Genomic DNA, 24,162 nt, shown 5'->3' on the forward strand with positions numbered 1-24,162 from the left:
GAGCACCGCCGTGAGCAACCCAGCCAATGCCGATCTCGGCGCGATCTATCCGAAGCCGCAGGAGCGCGTGATCGCCAAGGTGCGTCCGGCACTGGACGCGCACAGCCGGAAGTTCATTTCGCTCTCGCCATTCTGCGTGATGGCGACGTCGGGCAAGGACGGCAGCGTCGACGCCTCGCCGCGCGGTGGCCATCCGGGGTTCGTCCACATCGACGGCGACCATCGGCTGCTGCTGCCCGATCGCCCCGGCAACAACAGGCTCGACAGCCTGAGGAACGTCTCCGAGGGCTCGGGCCAGGTGCAACTCATCTTCTTCGTGCCGGGACTCATCGAGACGCTTCGCGTCGGCGGCACGGCCTCGGTGTCCGCCGATCCCGACCTGCTCGGCAAGCTGGAGGAGTTCGGCAAGCCGCCGCGGAGTGTCGTCAGCATCGCTGTGCAGGAGGTGTACTTCCATTGCGGCAAGGCGATCATGCGCTCCAAGCTGTGGGCGCAGGACGCCCAGGTGCCGCGCTCGACGATGCCGAGCATCAGCGAGATCATCCACGACCAGACCAGCCTCGGCGCGCCGGAGCCCCAGGAGGTCACCGACGCGCGGTGGCGCGAGCAGCTTTGAGAATGCCATCCATTCGCAAACGCACGTCAGCGTCGCGTCATCTTTCCTAGTCCATCAGTGGCGCGCTCGCAGTCGCGAGCCCACATGTTGATGCAGCTCAGCAGCCGCCGACGCAGGCCGAGCTAGTTCATGACGTGTCGTTTGAAAGCTGGAAACGAGCTCAGTCGATGCCCGCCCCCCGTGCTGCCCATCTTGCGCGAGCTTGCCGTCTGGCAGGTGCGCTGCTCCTGATTGCCTCATGCGCGACACCCTCGGCGGTGTCGGCCGAGGATGTGAAGCTCACGCCGGCGCAAGCGCAGAACCTCGGGATCCGCGTCACGCATCCGATTTCGAGCCGGAGCGACAAGACGCTGCCCTACCCGGCGCAGATCGTGATACCGACCCCGCAATTATGGGTCGTCAGCGCTCCAGTCTCCGGCATGGTCACCAATCTGGCGGTCGCGCGCGGCGATCGCGTCAGTGTCGGACAGCCGCTGCTGACGCTCGAGAGCCCGAGCTTCGTCTCGCTGCAGCGCGAGTATCTGCATGCTCTCGCGCAGGAGGTCCTCGCCGTTCAGCAGTTGAAGCGCAACGCTGATCTGTTCGAGGGCAAGGCAGTCCCGCAGCGTGTGCTGGAATCCAGCCAGACTGAAGCCCGCCAGGCGAGCATCGTGGTTGCCGAGCGACGGCAGATGCTCCACCTCAGCGGCTTGTCGGACGAGGCCATCGCGCGCCTGACTAACGAGGCCGCCATCAGCGCAACGCTGACCGTCAACGCGCCGCAGGCTGCGTCCGTGGTCGACATCGTGGTCTCGCCTGGCCAGCGGATGGAGCAGGCCGCGCCGCTGGTGAAGCTCGCGCGGCTGTCGCCGCTCTGGGCGGAGATCGCCATCCCCGCCACCAATATCAGCGCGATCAAGACCGGCGCGCGCGTCGACATCGACGGCTACGCGACGCCGGGTCGGGTCATCCTGGTCTCCGAGACCACCGACGCCGCAACGCAGACCATCCTCGTTCGCGCTGAGATTCCCAACAACGGTGAGCTGCATTCCGGCCAGACCGCCGCCGCACGGATCGGATTCATCTCGGCGGGCGAAAGTGCCTGGGAGATTCCCTATAGCGGCCTCGTCCGGCGCGGCGAGCAGGCCTCCATCTTCGTTGCCACCGAAGGCGGCTTCCGCCAGGTTGCCGTCACTCTGCTCGCGGAGGATCAGGACCACGTCGTCGTGTCCGGACCGATCACCGACAAGGACGAGGTCGCCGTCGGCGGCATCTCGGCCCTGCGCGGCATTCTCTCGCGACTGGGACAATGATGCTGCAGCGACTGGTCGCCTTCGCACTGTCGCAGCGGCTGTTCGTTATGCTGAGCGTGCTGCTGCTGCTCGGCGCGGCCGCCGTGTTCCTACCGACCCTGCCGATCGATGCGTTTCCGGACGTCTCGCCGGTTCAGGTCAAGGTCATCATGAAGGCGCCGGGCCTCACGCCCGAGGAGGTCGAGCAGCGCATCACCGTGCCGATCGAGCTCGAGCTGCTCGGCCTGCCCAACAAGAAGATCCTGCGCTCCACGACCAAATACGCGCTCGCCGACATCACCGTCGATTTCGAGGACGGCACCGATATCTATTGGGCGCGCAATCAGGTGTCGGAGCGGCTGTCGAACATCTCCCGTGATTTTCCCGAGGGCGTCAGCGGCGGGCTTGCGCCGATTACGTCTCCGCTCGGCGAGATGTTCATGTTCACGATCGAGAGCCCGGAGCTGTCGCTCGCCGAGCGGCGCAGCCTGCTCGACTGGGTGATCCGCCCTGCGCTGCGCACGGTGCCTGGTGTCGCCGACGTCAACGCGCTCGGCGGTTACGTCCGCGCCTATGAGATCGTGCCGCGCAACGACGCGCTGGCGGCGCGCGGCATCTCCTCCGAACTGTTCCGCAAGGCCATCGAGGCCAACAGCCGCAACGACGGCGCCGGCCGCGTCAACCAGGGCGAGGACAGCGCGCTGGTGCGGATCGAGGGCAGCATCCGCGGCATCGACGACATCAGAGCCATCGTCGTCGACACCCGCGACGGCGTCCCGATCCGGGTCAGCGATGTCGCCCGCGTCAAGATCGGCGCGCTCACCCGCTATGGCGCGGTGACCACCGACGGCAAGGGCGAAACGGTCGAGGGCCTCGTGCTCGGGCTGCGGGGCGCCAATGCCGGCCAGCTGGTGCGCGACGTGCGCGCGCGGCTGGAGGAGTTGAAGCCGTCCCTGCCCGCCAGCGTCAGCATCAACGTGTTCTATGACCGCAGCAGGCTGGTCAACCGCGCCGTCGGAACGGTGGTGCGGGCGCTCGGCGAGGCCACCGTGCTCGTCGTCGTGCTGCTGCTGCTCTTCCTCGGCAACTGGCGCGCTTCGCTGGTGATCGCGCTCAGCCTTCCCTTGGCGATCGTCATCGCGCTGCTGGTGATGCGCGCGGTCGGCATGTCCGCCAACCTGATGAGTCTCGGCGGCCTCGCGATCGCGATCGGCATGCTGATCGATGCGCTCGTTGTCGTCGTCGAGAACATCGTCGGCAATCTCGGCAAACACGACCCCGGCCGAACGACGCCGCTGATCCACATCGTGTTCCGCTCGGTGTGCGAAGTGCTGCAGCCGGTCGCCTCGGGCGTGCTGATCATCATCATCGTGTTCGTGCCGCTGCTGACCTTGCAGGGCCTGGAGGGCAAGCTCTTCATCCCGGTCGCGCTCGCCATCATCTTCGCGCTGGCCGCCTCGCTGCTGCTTGCGCTGACGGTGATCCCGGTGGCGACCTCGTTCGCCCTCAAATCGGCTTCCCATGAAGATCCGCTGCTGATCCGCGCCGCCCAGCGCGTCTATACGCCTGCGCTCGCCTGGGCGCTGGACAATGAGCGCAAGGTCATCATTGCAGCCGTGCTCAGTCTGGTCGCGGCCGGCTTCGGCTACAGCCAGCTCGGCAAGACTTTCATGCCGACGATGGATGAAGGCGACATCATCGTCAGCGTGGAAACTCTCCCTTCGGTCAATCTCGATGAATCCTTGGCTATCAACGCCCGGCTGCAGACAGCTTTGATGAAGGTGCCTGACATCGCAGGGATCATCGCGCGCACCGGCTCGGACGAACTCGGTCTCGATCCGATGGGCCTCAATCAGACCGACACGTTCCTCGTGCTCAAGCCTGCCGACCAGCGGCAGAACGACAACCGCGAAGCGCTGCTGCAAAAGCTCCGCGACGTGCTGGCCGACTTTCCCGGCATCTCGCTGAGCTTCACGCAGCCGATCGACATGCGCGTGCAGGAGATGATCAGCGGCGTGCGCGGCGACGTCGCCGTGAAGATCTTCGGCCCGGATATCGCGAAGCTCAACGAGATCGCGGCGAAGCTGTCGTCGATCCTGTCGAGCGTGGATGGCGCGGAGGACGTCTACACCACGCTGAACGAGGGCGCGCAGTACTACACCGTGACCGTCAACCGGCTGGAAGCCGGCCGTCTTGGCCTGTCGGTCGATTCGATCGCCAACTCATTGCGGACCCAGATCGAGGGGCGCACGATCGGCACCGCGCTCGAAAACGGACGGCGGACGCCGATCCTGGTCCGCGGCAGCGAGACCACGCGGGAAGCGCCGACGCTGCTGGCGATGCTGCCGCTGACCTTGGCGGCCGGGCAACACGTGGCCCTGTCGCAGGTCGCGCGCATTCAGCGCGTCGACGGCCCGGTCAAGATCGACCGCGAGGACGGCAACCGCATGAGTGTGGTGCGCAGCAATGTCCGCGGCCGCGACATGGTCGGCTTCGTTCAGGCCGCACAGCAGAAGGTAGCGGCCGAGCTGCCGCTTCCAGCCGGATATCGGCTGACCTGGGGCGGGCAATTCGAGAACCAGCAGCGGGCTGCCGCGCGGCTCTCCGTCGTGGTGCCCGTCGCTATCGGCCTGATCTTCGTGCTGCTGTTCACGACGTTCGGCTCGGTGCGCCAGGCCCTGCTGGTGCTGGTGAACATTCCCTTCGCGCTGATCGGCGGCGTGTTCGCGCTGGTGTCGACCGGGGAATATCTCTCCGTCCCCGCCTCCGTCGGCTTCATCGCCCTGCTCGGAATCGCCGTGCTGAACGGCGTCGTGCTGGTGTCGTATTTCAACCAGCTCCGTGCCCACGGACTGTCCGAGCAGCGCATCGTCGTCGAAGGCGCCAGGCGCCGGCTGCGCCCGGTGCTGATGACCGCCAGCATCACCGCGCTCGGGCTGATCCCGCTGCTGTTTGCCACCGGGCCGGGATCGGAGGTGCAGCGCCCGCTGGCGATCGTCGTGATCGGCGGATTGTTGTCGTCGACCTTGCTGACCTTGATCCTGCTGCCGATCCTGTATCGCCGCTATGGCGCGGCGAAGAAGGAGGCGACGTGACGAGCCAAGCCTTGTGCCTGACGCTGATCGCGCCGCGCGAGCTGCGCGACGAGCTGTTCGATTTCCTCAGTGAGCAGACCGATCTGGTTTCCGGCTTCACGGCCTCCGATGCAGCCGGCCACGGTGCCCGCGTCCGGCTGCGCACGACTGCGGAGCGCGTCAAAGGCCATGCCGACGAGGTCGTGGTGAGAATCGTGCTGCAGGAAGCAGACAGCGAGCGGCTGCTGGAGCGGCTCAGGAGTACGTTCGCAGGCACCCAGCTGGTCTATTGGGCGATGCCCGTGACGTCCTTCGGGGTCATCGACTGACCCCGTGCGATCCAGCCGATTGTCTCGCCCGGTCGATTCAAGGCCTGAAAGCTTCGCCTTGAACCGACCTGTTGCAGAGAGGAATGCCGCAAGGCGCGAGCATCAATGCTCGCTCTCGAGTCCGCCGACGTGCTTCTGGGTGTAGAGTTCGAGGCCGATGCGGCCGATCAGGTCGAGCTGAGTCTCGAGGAAGTCGATGTGATGCTCCTCGTCCTTCATCAGCTGCTCGAACAGGTCGCGCGACACGTAGTCCTTGACGCCGTGGCAATAGGTTGCGGCTTCCTGATAGAGCGTCCGCGCGCCGATCTCGGCCGCGAGATCGCACTCGATGATCTCCTTGACGTTCTGCCCGATGCGCAAGGGATCGAGCACCTGCATGTTCGGGAAGCCGTCGAGGAACAGGATGCGATCGGTGAACTTGTCGGCGTGCTCCATCTCCTCGATGGATTCCTTGCGCCAGACCTTGGCCATCTCCAGAAGGCCCCAGTTGTTGAGCAGGCGGTAATGCAGCCAATACTGGTTGATGGCAGTCAGCTCGCTGCGCAATCCCTTGTTGAGATATTCGATGACCTTGGGGTCGCCCTGCATAGATAAGCTCCGAAAAAGTTAGAGGCCGCAGGCGCTCCATAACAGGTTCGAAGTTCGGAGACGACCCCCGTTCATGTGCATTTTTACGGCGAAAGGGACGAGATTGCAGGCAAAAGCACGTCAGCAGGCAGCCAGCGCGAACCGGCTCTGAATGTCATCCTCGGCCACCGCGGGCGCGTGGCCATGTGCATGGGCGTGCTTGCAACCCGATTGGCAGGCGCGCGCGCAAGGCCCCAGCGCTTCGTCGATGATGGTCTTGATCGTGCGCGCGCAACGGCCGCACTCCGCACTGCAACCAAGGCAGCCATAGACCTGCTTGGGGCTCCGCGGCAATTCGTCCGCGGATGTCACCACCTTGCGGATGTCGTGATCGCTGATGACGTTGCAGGAACAAACAATCATGAGAACCGGCCACTCGTCTTTGGTCAGCTATCGATAGTCATCCGCATCTCCCCGCGCAAAGGGAAACCGGCGCTTTTGAAGCTATTCCAATCTCGTAGTTGACCTAGAACGGATCTAAGAATGCGACCTTGTCGCAGATCAAACTGACCGCAACCGAGGCCTCAATCGCCCCCGCCACCGTCGCCTCCACCCCCGTCGCTACCGCTATCCGATCCGCCGCCGTCGACGGGATTTCCCATGACGTCCGTCGCGGTATTGCCGAACCAGCCGGAGGAGGTTCCGGACTCCCACGGCCAGGAACCGCCGGAGTCTGCCCCTGTCGTGTCGACGCCGCGCCGTCGCCGTTTCCAATCCACCACGACCAGCAGCACATAGCAGGCACCCGCGGCAAGGCAGACGGCGACCGCGATGATCAGGGCGCTGGGCATTCATGCTCTCGATTGCTGCATTTTGTGCGTCGCAGCATTGAACGCATCCTCCGGATGGGTCGTCCAATGGGGCGAGCCCGTTCATTGATCATTCAAGCGGGATATGGGAACGTGTGGCTTGGCCTGATGCGCCATCTGCCGACCTGGAGTGAGAGAGGTTAAGGTCATGAAGAAGACTCTTGCGGTCCTGGCCGCCGTCGCGACCCTGTCGAGCGCCGCGCTGGCTCCTGCCCCGGCCGAAGCGCGCAACGGGCGCGTTGCTGCGGGCGTCGCGGCTGGGCTGATCGGCGGCGCGCTCATTGGTGGCGCCATCGCCGCCGGCAGCAATCCCTATTATTACGGTCCCGGATACTCCTACTCGCCGGGTTATTCCTACGGACCGGGCTACTCGTACTATGGCGGCCCGGCCTACGTGTCCGACCCCGGCTATGCCTGCTACTGGCAGCGCCAGCGCTTCTGGGACGGCTATGGCTGGCGGATCCGCCGCGTGCGCGTGTGCGAGTGAGCGTTCACCTTCATTAATTCCATGACCTTGCACCGGAATTTCGAATGCTCCTGGCCGGCATGGCCAGAAAAAACCGTTTTTCGGTCGCATCAGGTCAGAGAGAGTTTACGGAGGGTTGACGGATTATCGTGTTTTCTCACGATGCTGACCGCCCTTCGCGCGTGAATCACCAACCCGGCGCCTCCAGGGGCGCTCCTCCAGGAGATCTCGGAAGATGAAGAAGATCCTGACCGCCGTGCTTGCGGTTGCGACAATCGCCGGTTCGCTGAGCGTGACTGCACCGGCTGCCAAGGCTGGCGACGTCGGTGCCGGCGTGGCCGCGGGCCTGATCGGCGGCGCCCTGATCGGCGGCGCGATCGCCTCCAGCCGTCCGGCCTATGGCGGCCCGGTCTATGTCGAAGCCCCCCCGCCGGCCCCGCCGCCGTGCGTGTGGCGCCGTGAGCGCTATTGGGACGGCTATGGCTGGGTGTCCCGCCCGGTTCGCGTCTGCTACTGATCGAAACCACGCATTTCGATGCGGCACGAGCCCGGCCCTGCGGCCGGGCTTTTTGCTGTCTGGCTCCCGGGCCTACCCGACCCCGTCAGCGCGTGGCGTTGATCGCCTGGAGCACCGATTCGCTCGGCCAGCAATCCACCTTCAGGCCGGCCCGTTTCTGGAACGTGCCGAGCGCAGCACGGGTCTGCATGCCCGCCTTGCCGTCCAGCTTGTCCCCATAGAGCCCGAGACGCGTGAGCCCCTTCTGCATCGCTTCGACGTCCTTGCTCCGCAATTGCTTGGACGCCGACCACGGCGTCGCGAATCCGGCAGGACTGGTCATGCGGTCAGCGAGATGGCCGACGAACAGAACGTAGAGGTCGGAGAAATTGTATTCCTTGATGACGAAGTAGTTCGCTGTCGTCAGGAAGGCCGGACCGTAGATGCCCTCGGGCTGCAGCAGGGAGGCCGGCTGCTGCTGCTCCGCGGCGTTCAACCGCTGGCCCCGTACCGGCACGAAGCCCGCCCGCAGCCATTCCGCGATCGGCTTCTTCACCTCCGGCACGCCCATCGTGCAATCGACATTAGCCGGCGGCTTGACCTCATAGGCCCAGCGCACGCCGCTCTGCCAACCCTTGTTGGCGAGCTGTTTGGCCGCCGAGCCCAGCGCATCCGGCACCGAGTGCCAGAGATCGACCTTGCCGTCGCCGTCGAGATCGACGCCGTGCTTGTAGTACTCCGACGGCAGGAACTGCGTCAGGCCGACGGCGCCGCCCCAAGACGCCCTGAGATCGCGGCGCGTCACCACGCCGTCGCTCAGCATCTTCAGCGCCATGATGAACTCGGTGCGGTACTGGTCCTTGCGCCGGCCGACATAAGCCTGGGTCGCCAGCACACGTAGCGCATCATAGGGCAGCGCATAGCGGCCGAAATCGGTCTCGCGGCCCCAGATCGCGAGCACGATCGGCCCGGGCACGCCAAAGCGGCGCTCGATCTCGGCCAGCGCCGGACGGTATTGCTGGATCAGCGTCTGGCCATGCGCGGCCAGTCGCGCAATCGAAGCTTCCTTGATGTAATCGGCCGGCACCTGCACGAACTCGGCCTGCGCCGGCGCACCGGTCGCGGGACGGCCGGGCAGCAGCAGATCGGGCAGCTTGTAGTCCGGTTCGAGGCCGCGGGTCTCGGCATCGAATGCCGCCCGCGACACGCCCTGCTCCTTAGCTTCCGGCCAGAGCGAGGCGACGAACTGCGTAAAGGCGGAGTCGGCGGCACGCGCTGAGCCGGGACCGCATAGAACGACCAGGAGGCAAGCCAGAAGACAACGACGGACCAGGAGCGGCACCGTGTCAGGCGTCCTGAAGCCCAAGTCGCCGTTCAATATGCTCGATCCTCAGATCCATCCGGTCCAGCCGATTGGACATGCTGGCATATTGGTTTTCGAGGTTCCCGATCCGCTGCTTCAGTTCGCGGATATCCTCGCGCACATGGTCGAGAGCGCCGCGAATGTGGCGCAGATGCTCCAGCACGAGGTTCTCGACATCGGTCATACCCGATCATACCACAAGGCAGCGAGCCTGTGAACGCCGCCTTGGCTGTGCCCGGCGATCAATGCCCCGCCGCCTGCTTCGCCTCCTCGATCGCGGCGTTCGACAGCTTGTCGACCACGGCGATGCCGATCGCCGAGAGGATGAACACCGTGTGGATGATGGTCTGCCACATCACGCCGGTCTCGGTGTAGGTCGACTTGCCCGACGACAGCGCGCCGGCTTCGATGAAGGTGCGCAACAGATGGATCGAGGAGATGCCGATGATCGCCATCGCGAGCTTGATCTTCAGCACGCTGGCATTGACGTGGCTGAGCCATTCCGGCTCGTCCGGATGCCCCTGCAGATTGAGCCGCGACACGAAGGTCTCGTAGCCGCCGACGATCACCATCACCAGCAGGTTCGAGATCATCACGACGTCGATCAGGCCGAGCACCGCGAGCATGATCTGCTGCTCGGAGAAGTCGAAGGCATGCGCGAACAGGTGCCAGAGCTCCTTGAGGAAGAGCACGACGTAGACGCCCTGCGCGATGATCAGTCCGACATAAAGCGGTAATTGCAGCCAGCGCGAGCCGAAGATCAGCATGGGAATGGGGCGCAGCGCACCGCCCTTCGAGGACAGGGTCGCGTCGGAAGAAGACATGATGTGGAATCTCGCGGCTGGGATGGGATTGCGGAACGTCTATCTACGCAATCGCACAGCGCGCGGAAGCGACAACGGGTCGCAGCAAGGGCGCGACGCTTTGTCCCGGAGCAGAGACAGCGTCGCGCCTCGCGATGGAGGTCAGCGGGTCAGCTTCTTGTACTTGACCCGGTGCGGGATCACGCTGTCCTGGCCAAGCCGACGCATCTTGTCCTTCTCGTAGTCCTGGAAATTGCCTTCGAACCATTCGACATGGCTGTCGCCCTCGAAGGCCAGCATATGGGTCGCGATGCGGTCGAGGAACCAGCGATCGTGGCTGATGATGACGGCGCAGCCCGCGAAATCCTCCAGCGCCTCCTCGAGCGCGCGCAGGGTGTCGACGTCGAGATCGTTGGTCGGCTCGTCGAGCAGCAGCACGTTGGAGCCGGACTTCAGCATCTTGGCGAGATGCACGCGGTTGCGCTCACCGCCGGAGAGCGCGCCGACCTTCTTCTGCTGGTCCGCGCCCTTGAAGTTGAACGCCGAGCAGTAGCCGCGCGAGTTCACTTCCTTCTTGCCGAGCAGGATCAGCTCGTTGCCACCGGAAATCTCCTCCCATACCGTCTTGTTGCCGTCGAGCGCGTCGCGCGACTGGTCGACATAGCCGAGATGCACGGTCTCGCCGACGGTGATGGTGCCGGCGTCCGGCTTCTCCTGCCCGGTGATCATGCGGAACAGCGTGGTCTTGCCGGCGCCGTTCGGGCCGATCACGCCGACGATGCCGCCCGGCGGCAGCTTGAAGGTGAGATTGTCGATCAGCAGGCGGTCGCCGAAGCTCTTCGACAGGCCCTCGAAATCGACGACGTTGTTGCCGAGGCGCTCGGCGACCGGGATGATGATCTGCGCGGTCTGAGTCTGCTTCTCGCTGGCCTTCTTGAGCAGCTCCTCATAGCGCTGGTAGCGCGCCTTGGACTTGGCCTGCCGGGCCTTCGGCGAGGCCGCGATCCACTCCTGTTCGCGCGCCAGCGTGCGCTGATGGGCGGCGTCCTCGCGGCCCTCCTGCTCCAGGCGCTTCTGCTTCTGCTGCAGCCAGGAGGAGTAGTTGCCCTCGTAGGGAATGCCGCGGCCGCGATCGAGCTCTAGGATCCAGCTGGTGACGTTGTCGAGGAAGTAGCGGTCGTGGGTGACGATCAGGATCGCGCCGGGATAGTTGCGCAGATGGCCTTCGAGCCAGGACACGGATTCGGCATCGAGATGGTTGGTCGGTTCGTCCAGCAGCAGCAGCTCGGGCTGGTCGAGCAGCAGCCGACACAGCGCGACGCGGCGGCGCTCACCGCCGGAGAGCTTGCTCACATCGGAATCGTCGGGCGGACAGCGCAGCGCATCCATCGCCTGGTCGACCTTGCTGTCGAGATCCCACAGGCCCTGGGCCTCGATCTCGTCCTGCAGCTTAGTCATCTCGTCGGCGGTCTCTTCCGAGTAGTTCATCGCCAGCTCGTTGTAGCGATCGAGGATCGCCTTCTGCTTGCCGACGCCGAGCATGACGTTCTCGCGCACGGTGAGCTTGGGATCGAGCTGCGGCTCCTGCTCGAGATAGCCGACGCGGGCGCCTTCGGCGACCCAGGCCTCGCCGGTGTAGTCCTTGTCGAGGCCTGCCATGATCTTGAGCAGGGTCGACTTACCCGAGCCGTTGACACCGAGCACGCCGATCTTGGCGTCGGGATAGAAGGACAGATGGATGTTATCGAGCACCTTGCGGGTCGGATAGGTCTTGGACAGACCCTGCATGAAGTAGACGAACTGGCGCGCCATCGCGTGTCCCTCGAAACCTGCCGGAATTTTAAGGAAAATGGTTGCCGCTGATGTAACCGCGCGGTCCCCAAAGGGCAACCGGCGAGCCTCTTCAGCGCGGAACAATTGACGGGACAATCCCGGGTCGTATCCGCCCGGCGCAGACCTGCCGCTCACGGACGACTACGGTTTCGTCACCATGTGTGCGGTCGATCACGACAATTGCAACCATCTTTTAATTAATTCGGCGGGACACTCGGTCTCGGCCCGCAAGAACCGCGCGCCCAAGCGGCACAAGCCCGAGACGACAACAGCGAGAGCCCGTCATGGCCACCCTTTCGTCAGCCTCCCTGTCCGCTGTGGCGGCCGAACGCCCGAGCCGATCCGGCCTCCTCGACGACGTCAGGACCTTCTGGCGCGAATTCGTCGCGCGTGCCTTCAACCCGTACCGGCCGGAACTGCATTACATGCGCGGTCCGGGCCCCGCCTGGCGCGCCAAATATGGCGATGACGCCGCGTTCCGCCTCAAGGCCAATCTCGACTGAGCGTCTGGCAGGCTACCGCTTCCAAGGCGCCGCCTTGCGCCTTTGCCACTTTGCGCGCAAGCATCATTCCATTCCCGACGGCGTCCATCGATGACGCCCTCTTCCGACGAATGGACTCTGCCGATGACGCGGCTGCGCTGTGCAATCCTCGATGACTATTACGATACGGCCCTGTCGCTGGCCGATTGGCCGCGGCTGGCCGACAAGGTGGATGTCACCGCCTTCACCCACCCCTTCGCCACTGAAGACGCGGCGGCCGCCGCCCTGGCTGACATCGACGTCGTCTGCGCCATGCGCGAGCGGACGCCGTTCCCGGCCACCCTGATCGAACGCCTGCCGAAGCTGAAGCTCCTGATCACCTCGGGCATGCGCAATGCCGCGATCGACATGGAAGCCGCCAAGACCCGCGGCATCGTGGTCTGCGGCACGCAATATGGCCGCGATCCCACGGCGCCGCTGACCATGGGCCTGATCCTGGAACTCACCCGCAAGATCGGCCAAGAGAACGCACGCATGCATGCCGGTCTGCCTTGGCAGGCGCTCGGCGGCGTCGAGATCGAGGGCAAGACGCTGGGGATCATCGGGCTCGGCAAGCTCGGCAGCAAGGTCGCAGGGCTCGCCAAGGCGTTCGGCATGAACGTGATCGCCTGGAGCCCCAATCTGACGCCCGAGCGCTGCCAGGAGGCCGGTGTCGGCTATGCGGCCAAGGACGAGCTGTTCGCGACCGCCGACATCATCACCATCCACGTCGTGCTCAGCGACCGCTCGCGCGGGCTGGTCGGCGCCGCCGACATCGCGCGCATGAAGCCCTCGGCCTATCTCGTCAACACCTCGCGCGCGCCGATCGTGGATGAAGTCGCGCTGTTGCGGGCCTTACGCGAGAAGCGCATCGCGGGAGCAGGATTGGATGTGTTCTCGGTCGAGCCCCTACCGGTTGAGCATCCGCTGCGCGGGCTCGACAACGTCGTGCTGACGCCGCATCTCGGCTACGTCACCGAGGAGAGCTTTCGCGCGCATTATGGCCAGATGGTCGAGTGCATCGGCGCCTGGCTCGGCGGCGCCGAGCCGCCGCGCCGGCTCGCCTGAAAGCGGCTTTAAAACGAAACACCCTCCGCGAGGACGGTGTTTGGCAATCTCATCGATCTCGGCTGCGTCAGCGGATGGTTACCGGCGGCGGCAGCGGCTGCATCGTCGCTGGCTGGGCCGCCGGCACGTTCGCCTGGGCCTGAACCGGAGCCTGCTGGGCCGGGGGAGCGAGGCCGTTGGCGGCTGCGGCCATGTTCTTGGCCGAACCGGCCGGCGCACCGCCGGGCATGACGACGACGCGGGTGCCGACCTTGACGCGGTCGAACAGGTCCGAGACGTCCTCGTTCAGCATGCCGATGCAGCCGGAGGACACGAACTTGCCGATCGTCGAGGGCTGGTTGGTGCCGTGAATGCGGTACACGGTCGAGCCGAGATACATCGCGCGAGCGCCCAGCGGATTGCCGGGGCCACCGGCCATGAAGCGCGGCAGGTAGGGCTGGCGCTCGATCATCTCGCTCGGCGGATACCAATCCGGCCACTCGGTCTTCTTGGTGATCTTCTGGACACCCGTCCAGGTGAAGCCCTCGCGGCCGACGCGGACGCCGTAACGCATCGCACGGCCATTGCCGAGCACGAGATAGAGATAGGTGTTGGGCGTATCGACGACGATCGTTCCCGGCGGCTCCTTGGTGACGAAGTCGACCTCCTGGCGGCGCAGGTTCGGCGGCAGCGGCGCGGGCGCGGCATCCGGCTGCTCTTCCGGCGGCAGCGCAGCCACCGTCATCGGGCGGTCACCGGCCGACGGCTGCACGGCTCCGGTGACAGCCGGAGCACCACCCACGACGCCCGGCGGGCGCGGCGCGCCGGCATCGCCACCAGGCGCGCCATTGCCATAGGCACCACCATAGGCCTGCTGGCTGGGGGCCGGACGATCGCCATAGATCACCGGCGGCGGACCGGCCGGACGGCCATAGCGCGGATCATCCGGAGACATCACCGGGCCATTGGCGGCGGAGCCATAGGCCGGCGCCGCGGCCGGACGTCCGTAGCGAGGATCGTCGGGCGACATCACCGGACCCGTCGGCGCGCCACCATAGACCGGACCATTGGCCGGACGGCGATAACGCGGATCATCCGGCGACAGCACCGGGCCGGGCGGCGGAAGAGCGGCCGAGTTGCCCGGGGTGTCCTCGTCGTCGAGCGCGTCGAAATCCGGACCCTGGCCGCGCGCATCGGTCGGATAAGGTGTCGGCGCGGGTGAATACGCACCGGGCGCCGTCTGATAGACTTGCTGTGCCTCAGCAAACGAAGCTGCCGCCGCGCTCGCTGCCGCGACCGCGCAAACCGTCAGGATTTGTCTGATCATCATTGCCCTTGCAGTATCCCCAAGCCGCCGATTGGGACCTTTGCTCCGCCAAATGGCCGAAGATAGCGGCGCATTCAAGACAATTCCGGCCAAGGCGGTCCCATTTCGGCAATTTGTGATCATGTCTCCGTCGTTGCACGGAAGTCTCACGGCGCTGAAAAAGTGCAATGCAGCCGTGGCGAGCCGCATCAGCGCCGCGATTTGCCGAGCGGGCGGGAACACTTTCGGTATTCTGACTTCAGCCTGATTCGCGATGCTCGGCAGAAGCCGGCCCCGTCGCGAACGCGGCCATTCCCTGTGATCACCGCGTTCCCTACTGGCTCGAATGTCTCGGCAGTCCCGCTGCCGTGGCGGAGAGTTCCCGTCAATGCTTCCCGGCTTTCGTTTCCTCGTCGCCGCGATCGTCTGCTCCATCTCTCTCACCGTCTTCGGCATGGGCGCTGCTGCCCTGCTGCGCGCCGCCCATGAGCAGTTCGCCAGCAATTCGTCCTGGCGCTCGACGCAGGCGTCCGGCTTCACGACATTCCTGCCGCCGGCCGAGCCGGCGCCGGTTCTGGCCGTGCTGCGGGTCGAGCCGACCCCGCCGGTGACGCCGCCGGTCGTCACCGTCGAGGTCCCCGTCACGACTACCGCAACTGCCCCCGCCGATCAGCCGAGCGCGCCGCCGGCTGTCGTCGCGGTGCCTGAGAAGGTCGATGTGGCGACCGTCACGGAAGCCGCTGCCTTGCCGACGCCGTCGCTGCCGGCAGAAACGGTCGACACCACCAAGACCATCATCCTGCCGAGTAAGGTCGCTGCGCTCGACGATCGCCTCGACTCCGCCAAGCCCGATGCGGCGATCGCGGCAACGCCGATCGCCGTCGTTGAGAAGGCGACTGACAAGCCGCGGCTGGACACGACGTCCGAGCCCGCAGCCCAGCCCGCGCCGGCCCCGAGCGAAGTTGCACCTGCACCGACCGCGATCCCAGTGTCGCCGCCAGCGCCGCAGGTCCTGGCCAGCGCCGATCCGACGATGACTGCAGTGGCGCCGTCAGCCGTCACGCCTGCACCAGCCGTGGCAGTGCTCGATCCCATCGCCGCCAAGCTTGCGGCGCTGGCCGAACAGCCGGTGCGTCAGGAGCGCCCGGCTGCCGCCGAGCATCGTGCCTCGGTGAAGGTTGCGAGCGTCCAATTGCGCCGGAGCATCTTGAAAAAGCGCAAGGAGCGCGAGAAGCAGCTGGCCGCCCGGCGGGCCAAGCAGCGGCGCGTCGCCCAGCGGGTCAGGGCCGCGCGGCAGGCCGAGGCCCAGCAACAACAGCAGCAGCAGGCGTTCCCCGATCCGTTCGGACAACCCTTCTCGCAGCCGCAAGCCATCGGCCAGCAGGCGGCTGCACCGCGCACGCGATAGAGGCGTCGATCAGGCCGGCCCCGTCGCGACCGGCGGGCCGTTCTCGACGCCCCATTCCGACCAAGAGCCGTCATAGAGCGCGGTATCGCGGATGCCGAGCCGATAAAGCGCCAACGTCAGCACCGCGGCCGAGACGCCGGAGCCGCAGGAGGTGACGATCGGCCTGGCGAGATCCACGCCGGCCGCGCCGAACGCCTTGCGCAGCTCATCGAGCGGCTTCATCACGCCGGTCGCGGCGTCGAACAGCTCCGCGTAAGGCAGATTGCGGCTGCCGGGAATGTGACCGGAGCGCAGGCCGGCCCGGGGCTCGGCGACCTCGCCGGCGAAGCGCGGCGCCTGACGCGCGTCGATCACCTGCTCGGCATTGCCGGCGAGATTCGCGACCATCTGCTCGATCTTGCGCACCCGCGCGGCGTCGAAGCTCGCACTGTAGCTTCCCGCAACCGGTGTCACCTGGCCGCTATCGACCGGCCGCCCTTCGGCGATCCACTTCTTCAGGCCGCCATCGAGCACGCGCACGTCCGTGTGGCCGAACGACAGGAACATCCACCAGGCGCGCGGCGCGGCGACCCAGCCGCCGGCATCGTAGACGACCACCGTGTCGCCATTGCTGACGCCAAGTCGGGCGGCGTCGCGACCGAATTGCTCCGCGCTGGGATACATGTGCGGCAGCGGATTGGAATGGTCGGAGACCTCATCGACATCGAAGAACACGGCGCCGGGAATGTGCGCCTTCAGATAATCGTCCTTCGGCAATGGCAACACGCCGGGCATCTTGAAGGTGGCGTCGAGCACCTTGACCTTGGGATCGCCGAGATGCGCCGCGAGCCATTCGGTGGTGACGAGCGGGTCGTTGGGGGTGGTCATCTGCAAGCACTCCAGGCGTCACATTGGGTCGTCATCGCCGGACCTGATCCGGCGAGCCATCTTCTTCAAGCGATGGACACGCGGGTCAAGCCCGCGTGTGACGCGTTCGTTCAATCCTTCTTCTTCGGCGCCCATGCCTCGACCGGCCCCCCGGCCTCGCGCCATGCGGCAAAGCCGCCGCCGATATGGGCGACGGGCTTTAGTCCCATGTCCTTCGCAGTCTTGGCCGCGAGCGCCGAACGCAGGCCGCCGGCGCAGTGGAAGATGAACGTCTTGTCCTCTTGGAAGATCGGCTTGGCATAAGGGCTCTGCGGATCAATCCAGAACTCGAGCATGCCGCGGGTGCAGGAGAACGCGCCGGGAATCCTGCCCTCGCGCTCGATCTCACGCGGATCGCGGATGTCGACGATCACGACGTCGTCGCGCTTGGCCGCCTCGATGGCCTCGGCGGCCGAGAGCGTTTCGATCTCGGCATTGGCCTCGTCGAGCAGCGCCTTGATGCCGCGGGTGATGGTCTGGGGCATTCTCGAACCTCCCTGCTCCGTCGTTGCGGAGCGTCGTCTTGCCTGGCGCCATTCCGGGGCTGTTCTACCGCACCAGCTCCTTCATCGCATTCTCCAGCCCTTCGATCGTGATCGGATACATGCGCTCGGAGAAGATGCGGCGGATGATGGTGGTCGACTCGGAATAGTCCCAGTGCTTTTGCGCCACCGGATTGAGCCACACCGTGTGCGGATAGGTGCGGATGACACGATCGAGCCACACCGAGCCCGGCTCCTCGTTGACGTGCTCGACCGAGCCGCCGGGCACCATGATCTCGTAAGGCGACATCGAGGCGTCGCCGACGAACACGACCTTGTAGTCGTGCGGATACTTGTGCAGCACGTCCCAGGTGGGCGTACGGTCGGTGAAGCGCCGCTTGTTCTGCTTCCACACGCCTTCATACAGGCAGTTGTGGAAGTAGAAATATTCCATGTGCTTGAATTCGGTCTTGGCGGCCGAGAACAGTTCCTCGACCTGCGCGACGTGGGAATCCATCGACCCGCCGATGTCGAAGAACACCAGCACCTTGACCGCATTGCGCCGCTCGGGCCGCATGTGCACGTCGAGATAGCCGTGATTGGCGGTCTCGCGGATCGTGGTGTCCAGATCGAGCTCGTCGGGCGCGCCGGTGCGGGCGAACTTGCGCAGCCGGCGCAGCGCGACCTTGATGTTGCGGATGCCGAGCTCGACATTGCCGTCGAGATCCTTGAACTCGCGGCGGTCCCACACCTTCACGGCACGGTTGTTGCGGTTCTTCTCCTGGCCGATCCGCACGCCTTCGGGATTGTAGCCGTAGGCGCCGAACGGCGAGGTGCCGGCCGTGCCGATCCACTTGTTGCCGCCCTGGTGCCGGCCCTTCTGCTCTTCCAGCCGCTTCTTCAAGGTCTCCATGAGCTTGTCCCAGCCCAAGGCCTCGATCTCTTTCTTCTCTTCCTCGGTGAGGTACTTCTCGGCCAGCTTCTTCAGCCACTCCTCGGGAATTTCGGCCTTCTCCATCGCGTCCAGGAGATTTTCCAACCCCTTGAACACGGTGCCGAACACGCGGTCGAACTTGTCGAGATTGCGCTCGTCCTTCACCAGCGCCGTGCGCGACAGATAGTAGAAGTTCTCGACCGAATGCTCGGCGAGATCGGCGTCGATCGCCTCCATCAGCGTGAGATATTCACGCAAGGAGACCGGGACCTGCGCGTCGCGCAGTGCTGTGAAGAATTGCAGGAACATGCCCATTAGATCGCGCGGCCAAGAGGGCACGTCAAGGGCCGGGGCTCGTCAAGGGCCGCTCCTGGCGCGACGGCTGGACCGGCCGGCTTTTTGCTCTACAATCCCAGGAACCACGGATGGAATGGGGGTTTTCATGGGTATCATTGCAGCGCTGATCATCGGCGCCATCGCGGGCTGGCTCGCCGGACTGATCGTGCGCGGCGCCGGTTTCGGCCTGATCGGCAACATGGTGATCGGCATTGTCGGCGCCCTGGTCGCGAGCTACGTGCTGCCGGCGCTGCATATCGCGCTCGCCAGCGGCACCTTGGGTGCGATCCTGGACGCTACGATCGGCGCCGTCATCGTGCTCGTGATCCTCTCGCTGATCCGGCGCGCTTGATTATTTCTGCTTCCAATGGCAGCCATCATTTCAAAGCCGCTGCCGCGGCGTAGCCACTCAACACAAGTTCGACCGACAAGCGAGGCGCGATGAAATTTACCGGGACCCAGGACTACGTCGCCACCGACGACCTCAAAGTGGCCGTCAACGCGGCGATCGTGCTCGAACGGCCGCTGCTGGTGAAGGGCGAGCCGGGGACCGGCAAGACCGTGCTGGCCGAGGAAGTCGCCAAGGCCGTCAACGCGCCGCTGCTCACCTGGCACATCAAGTCGACCACCAAGGCGCAGCAGGGCCTTTACGAATACGACGCGGTGTCGCGCCTGCGCGACAGCCAGCTCGGCGACTCCAGAGTCTCCGACATCAAGAACTACATCAAGCGCGGCAAGCTATGGGAGGCGTTCACCGCCGAGCAGCGCCCGGTGCTGCTGATCGACGAGATCGACAAGGCCGACATCGAATTCCCGAACGATCTGCTGCTCGAGCTCGACCGGATGGAATTTCACGTCTACGAGACCAACGAGACCATCAAGGCCAAGCTGCGCCCGATCGTCATCATCACCTCCAACAACGAGAAGGAGCTGCCCGACGCGTTCCTGCGCCGCTGCTTCTTCCACTACATCAAGTTCCCCGACGCCGACACGATGGGGCGCATCGTCGACGTGCACTTCCCTGACATCAAGAAGCGTATGGTCGAGGAAGCCTTGCGCATCTTCTTCGAGGTGCGCGATGTGCCCGGCCTGAAGAAGAAGCCGTCGACCTCCGAGCTGCTCGACTGGCTCAAGCTGCTGCTCAACGAGGACATCGGCCCCGAGCAGCTGCGCGAGCGCGACCCGCGCAAGCTGATCCCGCCGCTGCATGGCGCGCTGCTGAAGAACGAGCAGGATGTGCATCTGTTCGAGCGGCTCGCCTTCCTCAGCCGCCGCGAGGTCTGAGACCTCGCTCCTGGAGCGACGGGGCGAAGCATCCGCTTCCCCCGTTCAAGGTCCGACCATGCGCCCGAGCGCACGGATGATACCGTCGACCGCGATCGGTTTCTCGCAGCGGAGAATGTTCGAGAACCGGTCCGGGATGATCGACTCGTCATAGCCGGTCGTGAACACGAACGGCACGCCGCGTTCCACCAGCAGATCGGCCACCGGGAACGCCATCTCGCCGCGCAGATTGACGTCGAGCACGGCGCCTTCGATGCGCTGCTCTCGCTTGATCAGATCGAGCGCATCGGGGACAGTTCCGACCGGCCCCAGGACGGTGCCGCCGGCGTCGCCAAACGCGCAGCGTAGTTCGTCCGCCAGCATGTATTCGTCCTCGACGATGAGGATATGTCGATCGTGAAGCGAGCGTTCAGGCATGCTCCTCGAGCTCCAATGTGGTGAGCGAAACGGGGATCGATATCGTGCAACGGACGCCATCGGGGGCGAATGTGTAGGACGTCCTGGCGCTGAGCTGATAGGGCAAGGCCTGCTCGATCAGCTCGCGCCCCTGCCCGGTGCCGCCGGGCACGACGCCGGGAGGCGGCATGTCGACGCCGCTCTCGCGCCAGTCGATGTGCAGCCAGGGCCTTTCGTCCGCGCCATGGCGTTCGAGCGACCAGAGCACCGCGAGATGGCCTGACGGCTGCGCAAGCGCGCCATATTTGACCGCGTTGGTGGCAAGCTCATGCAGCGCCATGGCGAGCGTCTGCACGGTCGAGGACCGCAGCCGCACCCCGGATGGGCCTGCGAGCTCGACCCGCTCGGAGCCGCCTGCCACCGCCGACAACTCGCTGCGGATCAGGTCGTCGAAGGTGACGCGGTCGTGCTCATTCAGGCGCGATAGCAGCCCCTGAACGCGCGAGAGCGTCTCGAGCCTATCACGATAACGGGCGCGGAAATCGGCCAGATCCGTGCTGGCGCGCGCCGTCTTGTCGGCCATCGCGCGCACGACGGCCAGCAGGTTGCGGGTGCGATGCTGCAGCTCGGCCACCAGCACCTTCTGCCGCTCCTCCCATTCGCGCCGCTCGGTCACGTCGAGCATCGCCCCGGTCATGCGGATCGCTTGCCCGGCGTCGTCATAGAAGAAGCGCCCGCGGCCATAGAGATAGCGGATCGCGCCGTTCGGGTGCACGACGCGAAACTCGCGGACATATTCCTCGCGCGCCTCCATCGCCCGGCGCAGCGCCGCCTCGGTCCCCCCACGATCCTCGGGATGAAGCCGCACCGTCCAAGCCTCGTAGCTCGGCGTCACTTCACCCACACCATAACCTTCCATGCGGAAGTGCTCGTCCGACCAGTAGACCTCGCCGGTCGCGACATTCCAATCCCATAGGCCGAGCCGCCCGACCTCGACCGCGCTGCGCAGACGCTCCTCACTCTTGCGCAGCTCGTACTCGGCCTGCTTCTGCTCGGTAATCTCCCGCGCGGCACCGAACCATTCGACGATCTCGCCATTGCTGCCGAGCACAGGAATCGCACGCGAATGCGCCCAGCCCAGCGTGCCGTCGATGCGGATGACACGGTGCTCCAGCTCGAAGACGCTCTTGGTGTCGATCGCCCCGGTGATGGCCGCCACGAACTCCGGCTGATCGTCCGGATGAATGTACTTGGCAAGCCAGCGCTGGCTCGGCGTCATCGTATCGGCAATGAAATCCTTGCCCTGGAGATAGCGCATCTCCGTCCAGTCGGGGCTCATGCGATAGACGATATCGGAGCTCGCGGTGACGAAGGCGCGAAAGCGCTCTTCACTGGCGCGCAGACGCTCGGTTGCTTCGGCGCGCAGGCGCGCCATCTTGAGATGGGCTTCGACCCGCGCCAGCAGCTCGCGCGCGCTGAAAGGCTTGATCAGATAGTCATCCGCGCCCGCCTGCATGCCCTCGACACGGCTCTCCTCACCCGCACGCGCCGACAGCAGGATGACGGGAATGGTGCTGACCTGCGCATCGGCACGCACGCGTGCGAGCAGCTGAATGCCATCGAGCCGCGGCATCATCACATCCGATAGGACAAGATCAGGCTTGGCCCTGGCGATGGCCGCGAGCGCCGCCTCGCCATCGCCGACCGCCTCGACATCGTAATGTGTCGCGAGCAATCGGCGGACATAGTCGCGCATGTCGGCGTTGTCGTCGGCCAGAAGGATCCGGGTGCGCGATACGGTCCGCTGGCCGGAGGAGGCCGCGCCGTCGATGTCGGAAACGGACGGCTCGACGAATGGAGGCGCGTCCGGTAGCCAGTGCAGGGCCTCCTCGATGAAGGCACGCGCACCGGGCACGATCGGCTCCTGCGCTGCGGGCACGTCGATCTGCCCGGGCGGCAGGTGGCTCCGGCCCTGCGGAACATGAACCGTGAAGACGCTGCCTCGTCCGAGTGCGCTGGCGACGCCGACCGATCCGCCGTGCAACTTCGCGAGTTCCTGGACCAGCGCAAGTCCGATTCCCGAGCCTTCATGGGTTCGTCCATCCGCCCCCGCCACGCGATGGAAGCGCTCGAACAACTTTGGCAGTTCGTGCTGCGGAATGCCCGTTCCGGTGTCGCGAACAGTGAGCTCGATCGTGTCGTCGACCGCGCGCAGCTTGGCCTCGATCTCGCCGGCGAAGGTGAACTTGAACGCATTCGAGAGCAGATTCAGGACGATCTTCTCCCACATCTCGCGATCGACATAAGCGGGCTCTTGGAGAGGCGGGCAATCCACGATCAGCCTCAGGCCTGCAGCCTCGATCGCAGAGCGGAACACGCTGGCGATCTCCTCCGTCAATCTCGCCAGATCGGTCGGCACGAAGGCGGCCTGCATCCGACCAGCCTCGATACGCGAGAACTCCAGCAGCGAATTGACCAGCTTGAGCAGCCGCAAGGCGTTGCGCTGTGCGATCTCCAGGCTGCCGCGGTCCGCGGGCGATGGTCCCTGCGGCCGCGACAGCACGTCTTCCAGCGGCCCGAGCATCAGTGTGAGCGGCGTGCGGAATTCATGGCTGACATTGGCAAAGAACGCGGTCTTCGCCCGGTCGAGCTCGGCCAACGTCTCGGCGCGCCGCCGCTCGTCTTCATAGGCGAGCGTCTCGGCGAACGAGCTGCCGAGCTGGGTTGCCATCAGTTCGAAGAAGCCCTGGTGCTCGCCATCCAGCGCACGGCGCGGGTTGGCGCCGCAGATCAGGACCGCCGTGGGCCGTTCGCGTCCTGTCGTGACCGGCAGCACCAGCGCCAGCCGTGGCGGGTCCGGCCAGGCGCCTCTCGGTACATCGGCAAAGCTCACACCGTCGAGAGCGACGCGAATCGGCGCCACCGTATGCGCCGCTGCCGGGATCGGCCAAAGCGTGGCCCCCTCATCATCGAGAGCGATATGCACTGGTGCGATGGCGCCGCCCGGCTGCACGCCAGCCGCGCCAAGCAGGTCCGCCGACCGCCCGTCCCCACTGAGCTGGTAGATCAGCGCGAACGGCACGTCATGTGGATTCTCGGCGAGAACATCGGCCACGCCGCGACAGGCATGTTGCAAGCTCTCGGCGCGACCACGCGCAGCCAGATCGCGCAATGTCCGCATGCGCCGCTCGCCGACGACTTTGGCGGTGGTCTCGATGACCGGCGTGAACACGCCGCCGACGCCACCGGTCTCGTCGCGAATCGGCGAATAGGAGAACGAGAAGTAGGTTTCTTCGAGATAGCCGTGACGATCCATGAACAGCGGCAGGTCGCGGGATCGCGTCGCTTCGCCGCGCGCAATCACCTGCTCGAGCATCGGGCCGATGACGTCCCAGATCTCCGGCCACACGTCGCGCCCGGGCGCCCCAAGTGCTGCGGGATGTTTTTGCGATCCCAGCAGCGAACGGTACTCGTCGTTGTAAAGCATGACGAGCTCGGGTCCCCACCAGATCAGGATGGGAAATGCGCAGTCGAGGCAGGTGCTGACCGACGTGCGCAACGATTGCTGCCAGCACTCCGGCGCGCCCAGGGGCGATCGCGACCAATCATGGGCGCGCATCAGCGCTCCCATTTGTCCTCCGCCCTGCAGGAAATCGGCCCCGCGCGCCAGGACCTGAAACGTCCCACGGCCGGCGTCCGAGTGCTCGTTCACGCGTTGCCCCTTTTTCGCCGCACGATACCGTGAAACGCGCGAACTCGCCAAGCTTGAGGTCCCCAGGCCCGAGCGTGGAACCGGCCATGAGGCTGTGGGTTCCATATTTCGCGACGCAATCCACAACCGTTCTTGAACACGGG

Annotated in this window: 24 protein-coding genes; 11 read left to right on the forward strand and 13 right to left on the reverse strand. The window is 65.5% G+C overall.

What is annotated here, in order from left to right; genetic code table 11:
- Nucleotides 1–10 precede the first annotated feature (10 nt).
- From BRAD285_RS25615 to BRAD285_RS25630, 4 genes are all read left to right on the forward strand, one after another.
- Nucleotides 11–616: a pyridoxamine 5'-phosphate oxidase family protein gene (locus BRAD285_RS25615; RefSeq protein ID WP_006615590.1), complete on the forward strand. Its 606-nt coding sequence runs from the start codon at nt 11–13 to the stop codon at nt 614–616.
- A 167-nt stretch (nt 617–783) separates the two neighbouring features.
- Nucleotides 784–1,908: an efflux RND transporter periplasmic adaptor subunit gene (locus tag BRAD285_RS25620; RefSeq protein ID WP_006615589.1), complete on the forward strand. Its 1,125-nt coding sequence runs from the start codon at nt 784–786 to the stop codon at nt 1,906–1,908.
- Nucleotides 1,905–4,982, forward strand: coding sequence for an efflux RND transporter permease subunit (locus tag BRAD285_RS25625; RefSeq protein WP_006615588.1), 3,078 nt, complete (start codon nt 1,905–1,907; stop codon nt 4,980–4,982). Before BRAD285_RS25620 ends, BRAD285_RS25625 begins: the two co-directional genes overlap by 4 nt.
- Nucleotides 4,979–5,290 (forward strand): DUF3240 family protein, encoded by a 312-nt coding sequence (locus BRAD285_RS25630; RefSeq protein WP_006615587.1) that lies wholly within the window; start codon nt 4,979–4,981, stop codon nt 5,288–5,290. Before BRAD285_RS25625 ends, BRAD285_RS25630 begins: the two co-directional genes overlap by 4 nt.
- 102 nt (nt 5,291–5,392) lie before the next feature.
- Here BRAD285_RS25630 and bfr read toward each other — a convergent pair whose 3' ends face one another.
- The 3 genes from bfr to BRAD285_RS25645 all read right to left on the reverse strand — a co-directional run bounded on the left by bfr (nt 5,393) and on the right by BRAD285_RS25645 (nt 6,708).
- Nucleotides 5,393–5,878, reverse strand: coding sequence for a bacterioferritin (gene bfr, locus BRAD285_RS25635; RefSeq protein ID WP_006615586.1), 486 nt, complete (start codon nt 5,876–5,878; stop codon nt 5,393–5,395).
- Nucleotides 5,879–5,998: 120 nt separating this feature from the next.
- Nucleotides 5,999–6,280, reverse strand: coding sequence for a bacterioferritin-associated ferredoxin (locus BRAD285_RS25640; protein WP_006615585.1), 282 nt, complete (start codon nt 6,278–6,280; stop codon nt 5,999–6,001).
- Nucleotides 6,281–6,441: 161 nt separating this feature from the next.
- Nucleotides 6,442–6,708 (reverse strand): hypothetical protein, encoded by a 267-nt coding sequence (locus BRAD285_RS25645; RefSeq protein WP_006615584.1) that lies wholly within the window; start codon nt 6,706–6,708, stop codon nt 6,442–6,444.
- 166 nt (nt 6,709–6,874) lie between these two features.
- Between BRAD285_RS25645 and BRAD285_RS25650 the strand changes: the two genes are divergently transcribed.
- Together BRAD285_RS25650 and BRAD285_RS25655 are read left to right on the forward strand one after the other, a co-directional pair.
- The gene (locus tag BRAD285_RS25650) at nt 6,875–7,213 is read left to right on the forward strand and encodes a hypothetical protein (RefSeq protein ID WP_006615583.1); all 339 of its coding nucleotides are present in this window, start codon (nt 6,875–6,877) and stop codon (nt 7,211–7,213) included.
- A gap of 214 nt (nt 7,214–7,427) precedes the next feature.
- Complete coding sequence (locus BRAD285_RS25655; protein WP_006615582.1) at nt 7,428–7,709, forward strand: hypothetical protein; 282 nt, start codon at nt 7,428–7,430, stop codon at nt 7,707–7,709.
- Between the two features lie 85 nt (nt 7,710–7,794).
- Here BRAD285_RS25655 and BRAD285_RS25660 read toward each other — a convergent pair whose 3' ends face one another.
- The 4 genes from BRAD285_RS25660 to ettA form a co-directional block, all read right to left on the reverse strand.
- Nucleotides 7,795–9,030 (reverse strand): lytic murein transglycosylase, encoded by a 1,236-nt coding sequence (locus tag BRAD285_RS25660; RefSeq protein WP_006615581.1) that lies wholly within the window; start codon nt 9,028–9,030, stop codon nt 7,795–7,797.
- A gap of 4 nt (nt 9,031–9,034) precedes the next feature.
- Nucleotides 9,035–9,235 carry a hypothetical protein gene (locus BRAD285_RS25665; RefSeq protein ID WP_006615580.1) on the reverse strand — a complete coding sequence of 67 codons (201 nt, stop codon included), beginning with the start codon at nt 9,233–9,235 and terminating at the stop codon, nt 9,035–9,037.
- Nucleotides 9,236–9,293: 58 nt separating this feature from the next.
- Entirely contained in the window at nt 9,294–9,875 is a 582-nt protein-coding gene (locus BRAD285_RS25670) for a TIGR00645 family protein (protein WP_006615579.1), read from the reverse strand.
- A gap of 141 nt (nt 9,876–10,016) precedes the next feature.
- Nucleotides 10,017–11,666, reverse strand: a complete 1,650-nt coding sequence (ettA, locus tag BRAD285_RS25675; protein ID WP_006615578.1) for an energy-dependent translational throttle protein EttA — start codon at nt 11,664–11,666, stop codon at nt 10,017–10,019.
- 305 nt (nt 11,667–11,971) lie between these two features.
- Here ettA and BRAD285_RS25680 point away from each other — a divergent pair, with 305 nt between their 5' ends.
- A complete protein-coding gene (locus BRAD285_RS25680; RefSeq protein ID WP_006615577.1) occupies nt 11,972–12,190 on the forward strand; it encodes a hypothetical protein in 219 nt (72 codons plus the stop codon).
- Between the two features lie 123 nt (nt 12,191–12,313).
- Nucleotides 12,314–13,276 (forward strand): D-2-hydroxyacid dehydrogenase family protein, encoded by a 963-nt coding sequence (locus tag BRAD285_RS25685; protein ID WP_006615576.1) that lies wholly within the window; start codon nt 12,314–12,316, stop codon nt 13,274–13,276.
- A 67-nt stretch (nt 13,277–13,343) separates the two neighbouring features.
- Here BRAD285_RS25685 and BRAD285_RS25690 read toward each other — a convergent pair whose 3' ends face one another.
- A complete protein-coding gene (locus BRAD285_RS25690; RefSeq protein WP_035648931.1) occupies nt 13,344–14,585 on the reverse strand; it encodes a L,D-transpeptidase in 1,242 nt (413 codons plus the stop codon).
- Nucleotides 14,586–14,949: 364 nt separating this feature from the next.
- Between BRAD285_RS25690 and BRAD285_RS25695 the strand changes: the two genes are divergently transcribed.
- Nucleotides 14,950–15,969 carry a hypothetical protein gene (locus tag BRAD285_RS25695; protein ID WP_006615574.1) on the forward strand — a complete coding sequence of 340 codons (1,020 nt, stop codon included), beginning with the start codon at nt 14,950–14,952 and terminating at the stop codon, nt 15,967–15,969.
- A 9-nt stretch (nt 15,970–15,978) separates the two neighbouring features.
- Here the strand turns inward: BRAD285_RS25695 and sseA are convergent, their stop codons facing one another.
- The 3 genes from sseA to BRAD285_RS25710 form a co-directional block, all read right to left on the reverse strand.
- Complete coding sequence (gene sseA / locus BRAD285_RS25700) at nt 15,979–16,836, reverse strand: 3-mercaptopyruvate sulfurtransferase (protein WP_006615573.1); 858 nt, start codon at nt 16,834–16,836, stop codon at nt 15,979–15,981.
- Nucleotides 16,837–16,946: 110 nt separating this feature from the next.
- Nucleotides 16,947–17,360 (reverse strand): rhodanese-like domain-containing protein, encoded by a 414-nt coding sequence (locus BRAD285_RS25705; protein ID WP_006615572.1) that lies wholly within the window; start codon nt 17,358–17,360, stop codon nt 16,947–16,949.
- 64 nt (nt 17,361–17,424) lie between these two features.
- Nucleotides 17,425–18,600 carry a VWA domain-containing protein gene (locus BRAD285_RS25710; RefSeq protein ID WP_006615571.1) on the reverse strand — a complete coding sequence of 392 codons (1,176 nt, stop codon included), beginning with the start codon at nt 18,598–18,600 and terminating at the stop codon, nt 17,425–17,427.
- A gap of 133 nt (nt 18,601–18,733) precedes the next feature.
- Between BRAD285_RS25710 and BRAD285_RS25715 the strand changes: the two genes are divergently transcribed.
- Both BRAD285_RS25715 and BRAD285_RS25720 read left to right on the forward strand, forming a co-directional pair.
- Complete coding sequence (locus tag BRAD285_RS25715; protein ID WP_035648929.1) at nt 18,734–18,979, forward strand: GlsB/YeaQ/YmgE family stress response membrane protein; 246 nt, start codon at nt 18,734–18,736, stop codon at nt 18,977–18,979.
- A gap of 89 nt (nt 18,980–19,068) precedes the next feature.
- The gene (locus tag BRAD285_RS25720) at nt 19,069–19,911 is read left to right on the forward strand and encodes a MoxR family ATPase (RefSeq protein ID WP_006615569.1); all 843 of its coding nucleotides are present in this window, start codon (nt 19,069–19,071) and stop codon (nt 19,909–19,911) included.
- A gap of 45 nt (nt 19,912–19,956) precedes the next feature.
- Here BRAD285_RS25720 and BRAD285_RS25725 read toward each other — a convergent pair whose 3' ends face one another.
- Together BRAD285_RS25725 and BRAD285_RS25730 are read right to left on the reverse strand one after the other, a co-directional pair.
- Entirely contained in the window at nt 19,957–20,328 is a 372-nt protein-coding gene (locus BRAD285_RS25725) for a response regulator (RefSeq protein ID WP_006615568.1), read from the reverse strand.
- Nucleotides 20,321–24,019: a PAS domain-containing protein gene (locus BRAD285_RS25730; protein ID WP_006615567.1), complete on the reverse strand. Its 3,699-nt coding sequence runs from the start codon at nt 24,017–24,019 to the stop codon at nt 20,321–20,323. The genes BRAD285_RS25725 and BRAD285_RS25730 overlap by 8 nt, the downstream gene beginning before the upstream one ends.
- Between the last annotated feature and the right edge of the window lie 143 nt (nt 24,020–24,162).

This window comes from Bradyrhizobium sp. ORS 285, from assembly GCF_900176205.1.
Taxonomy (GTDB): domain Bacteria; phylum Pseudomonadota; class Alphaproteobacteria; order Rhizobiales; family Xanthobacteraceae; genus Bradyrhizobium.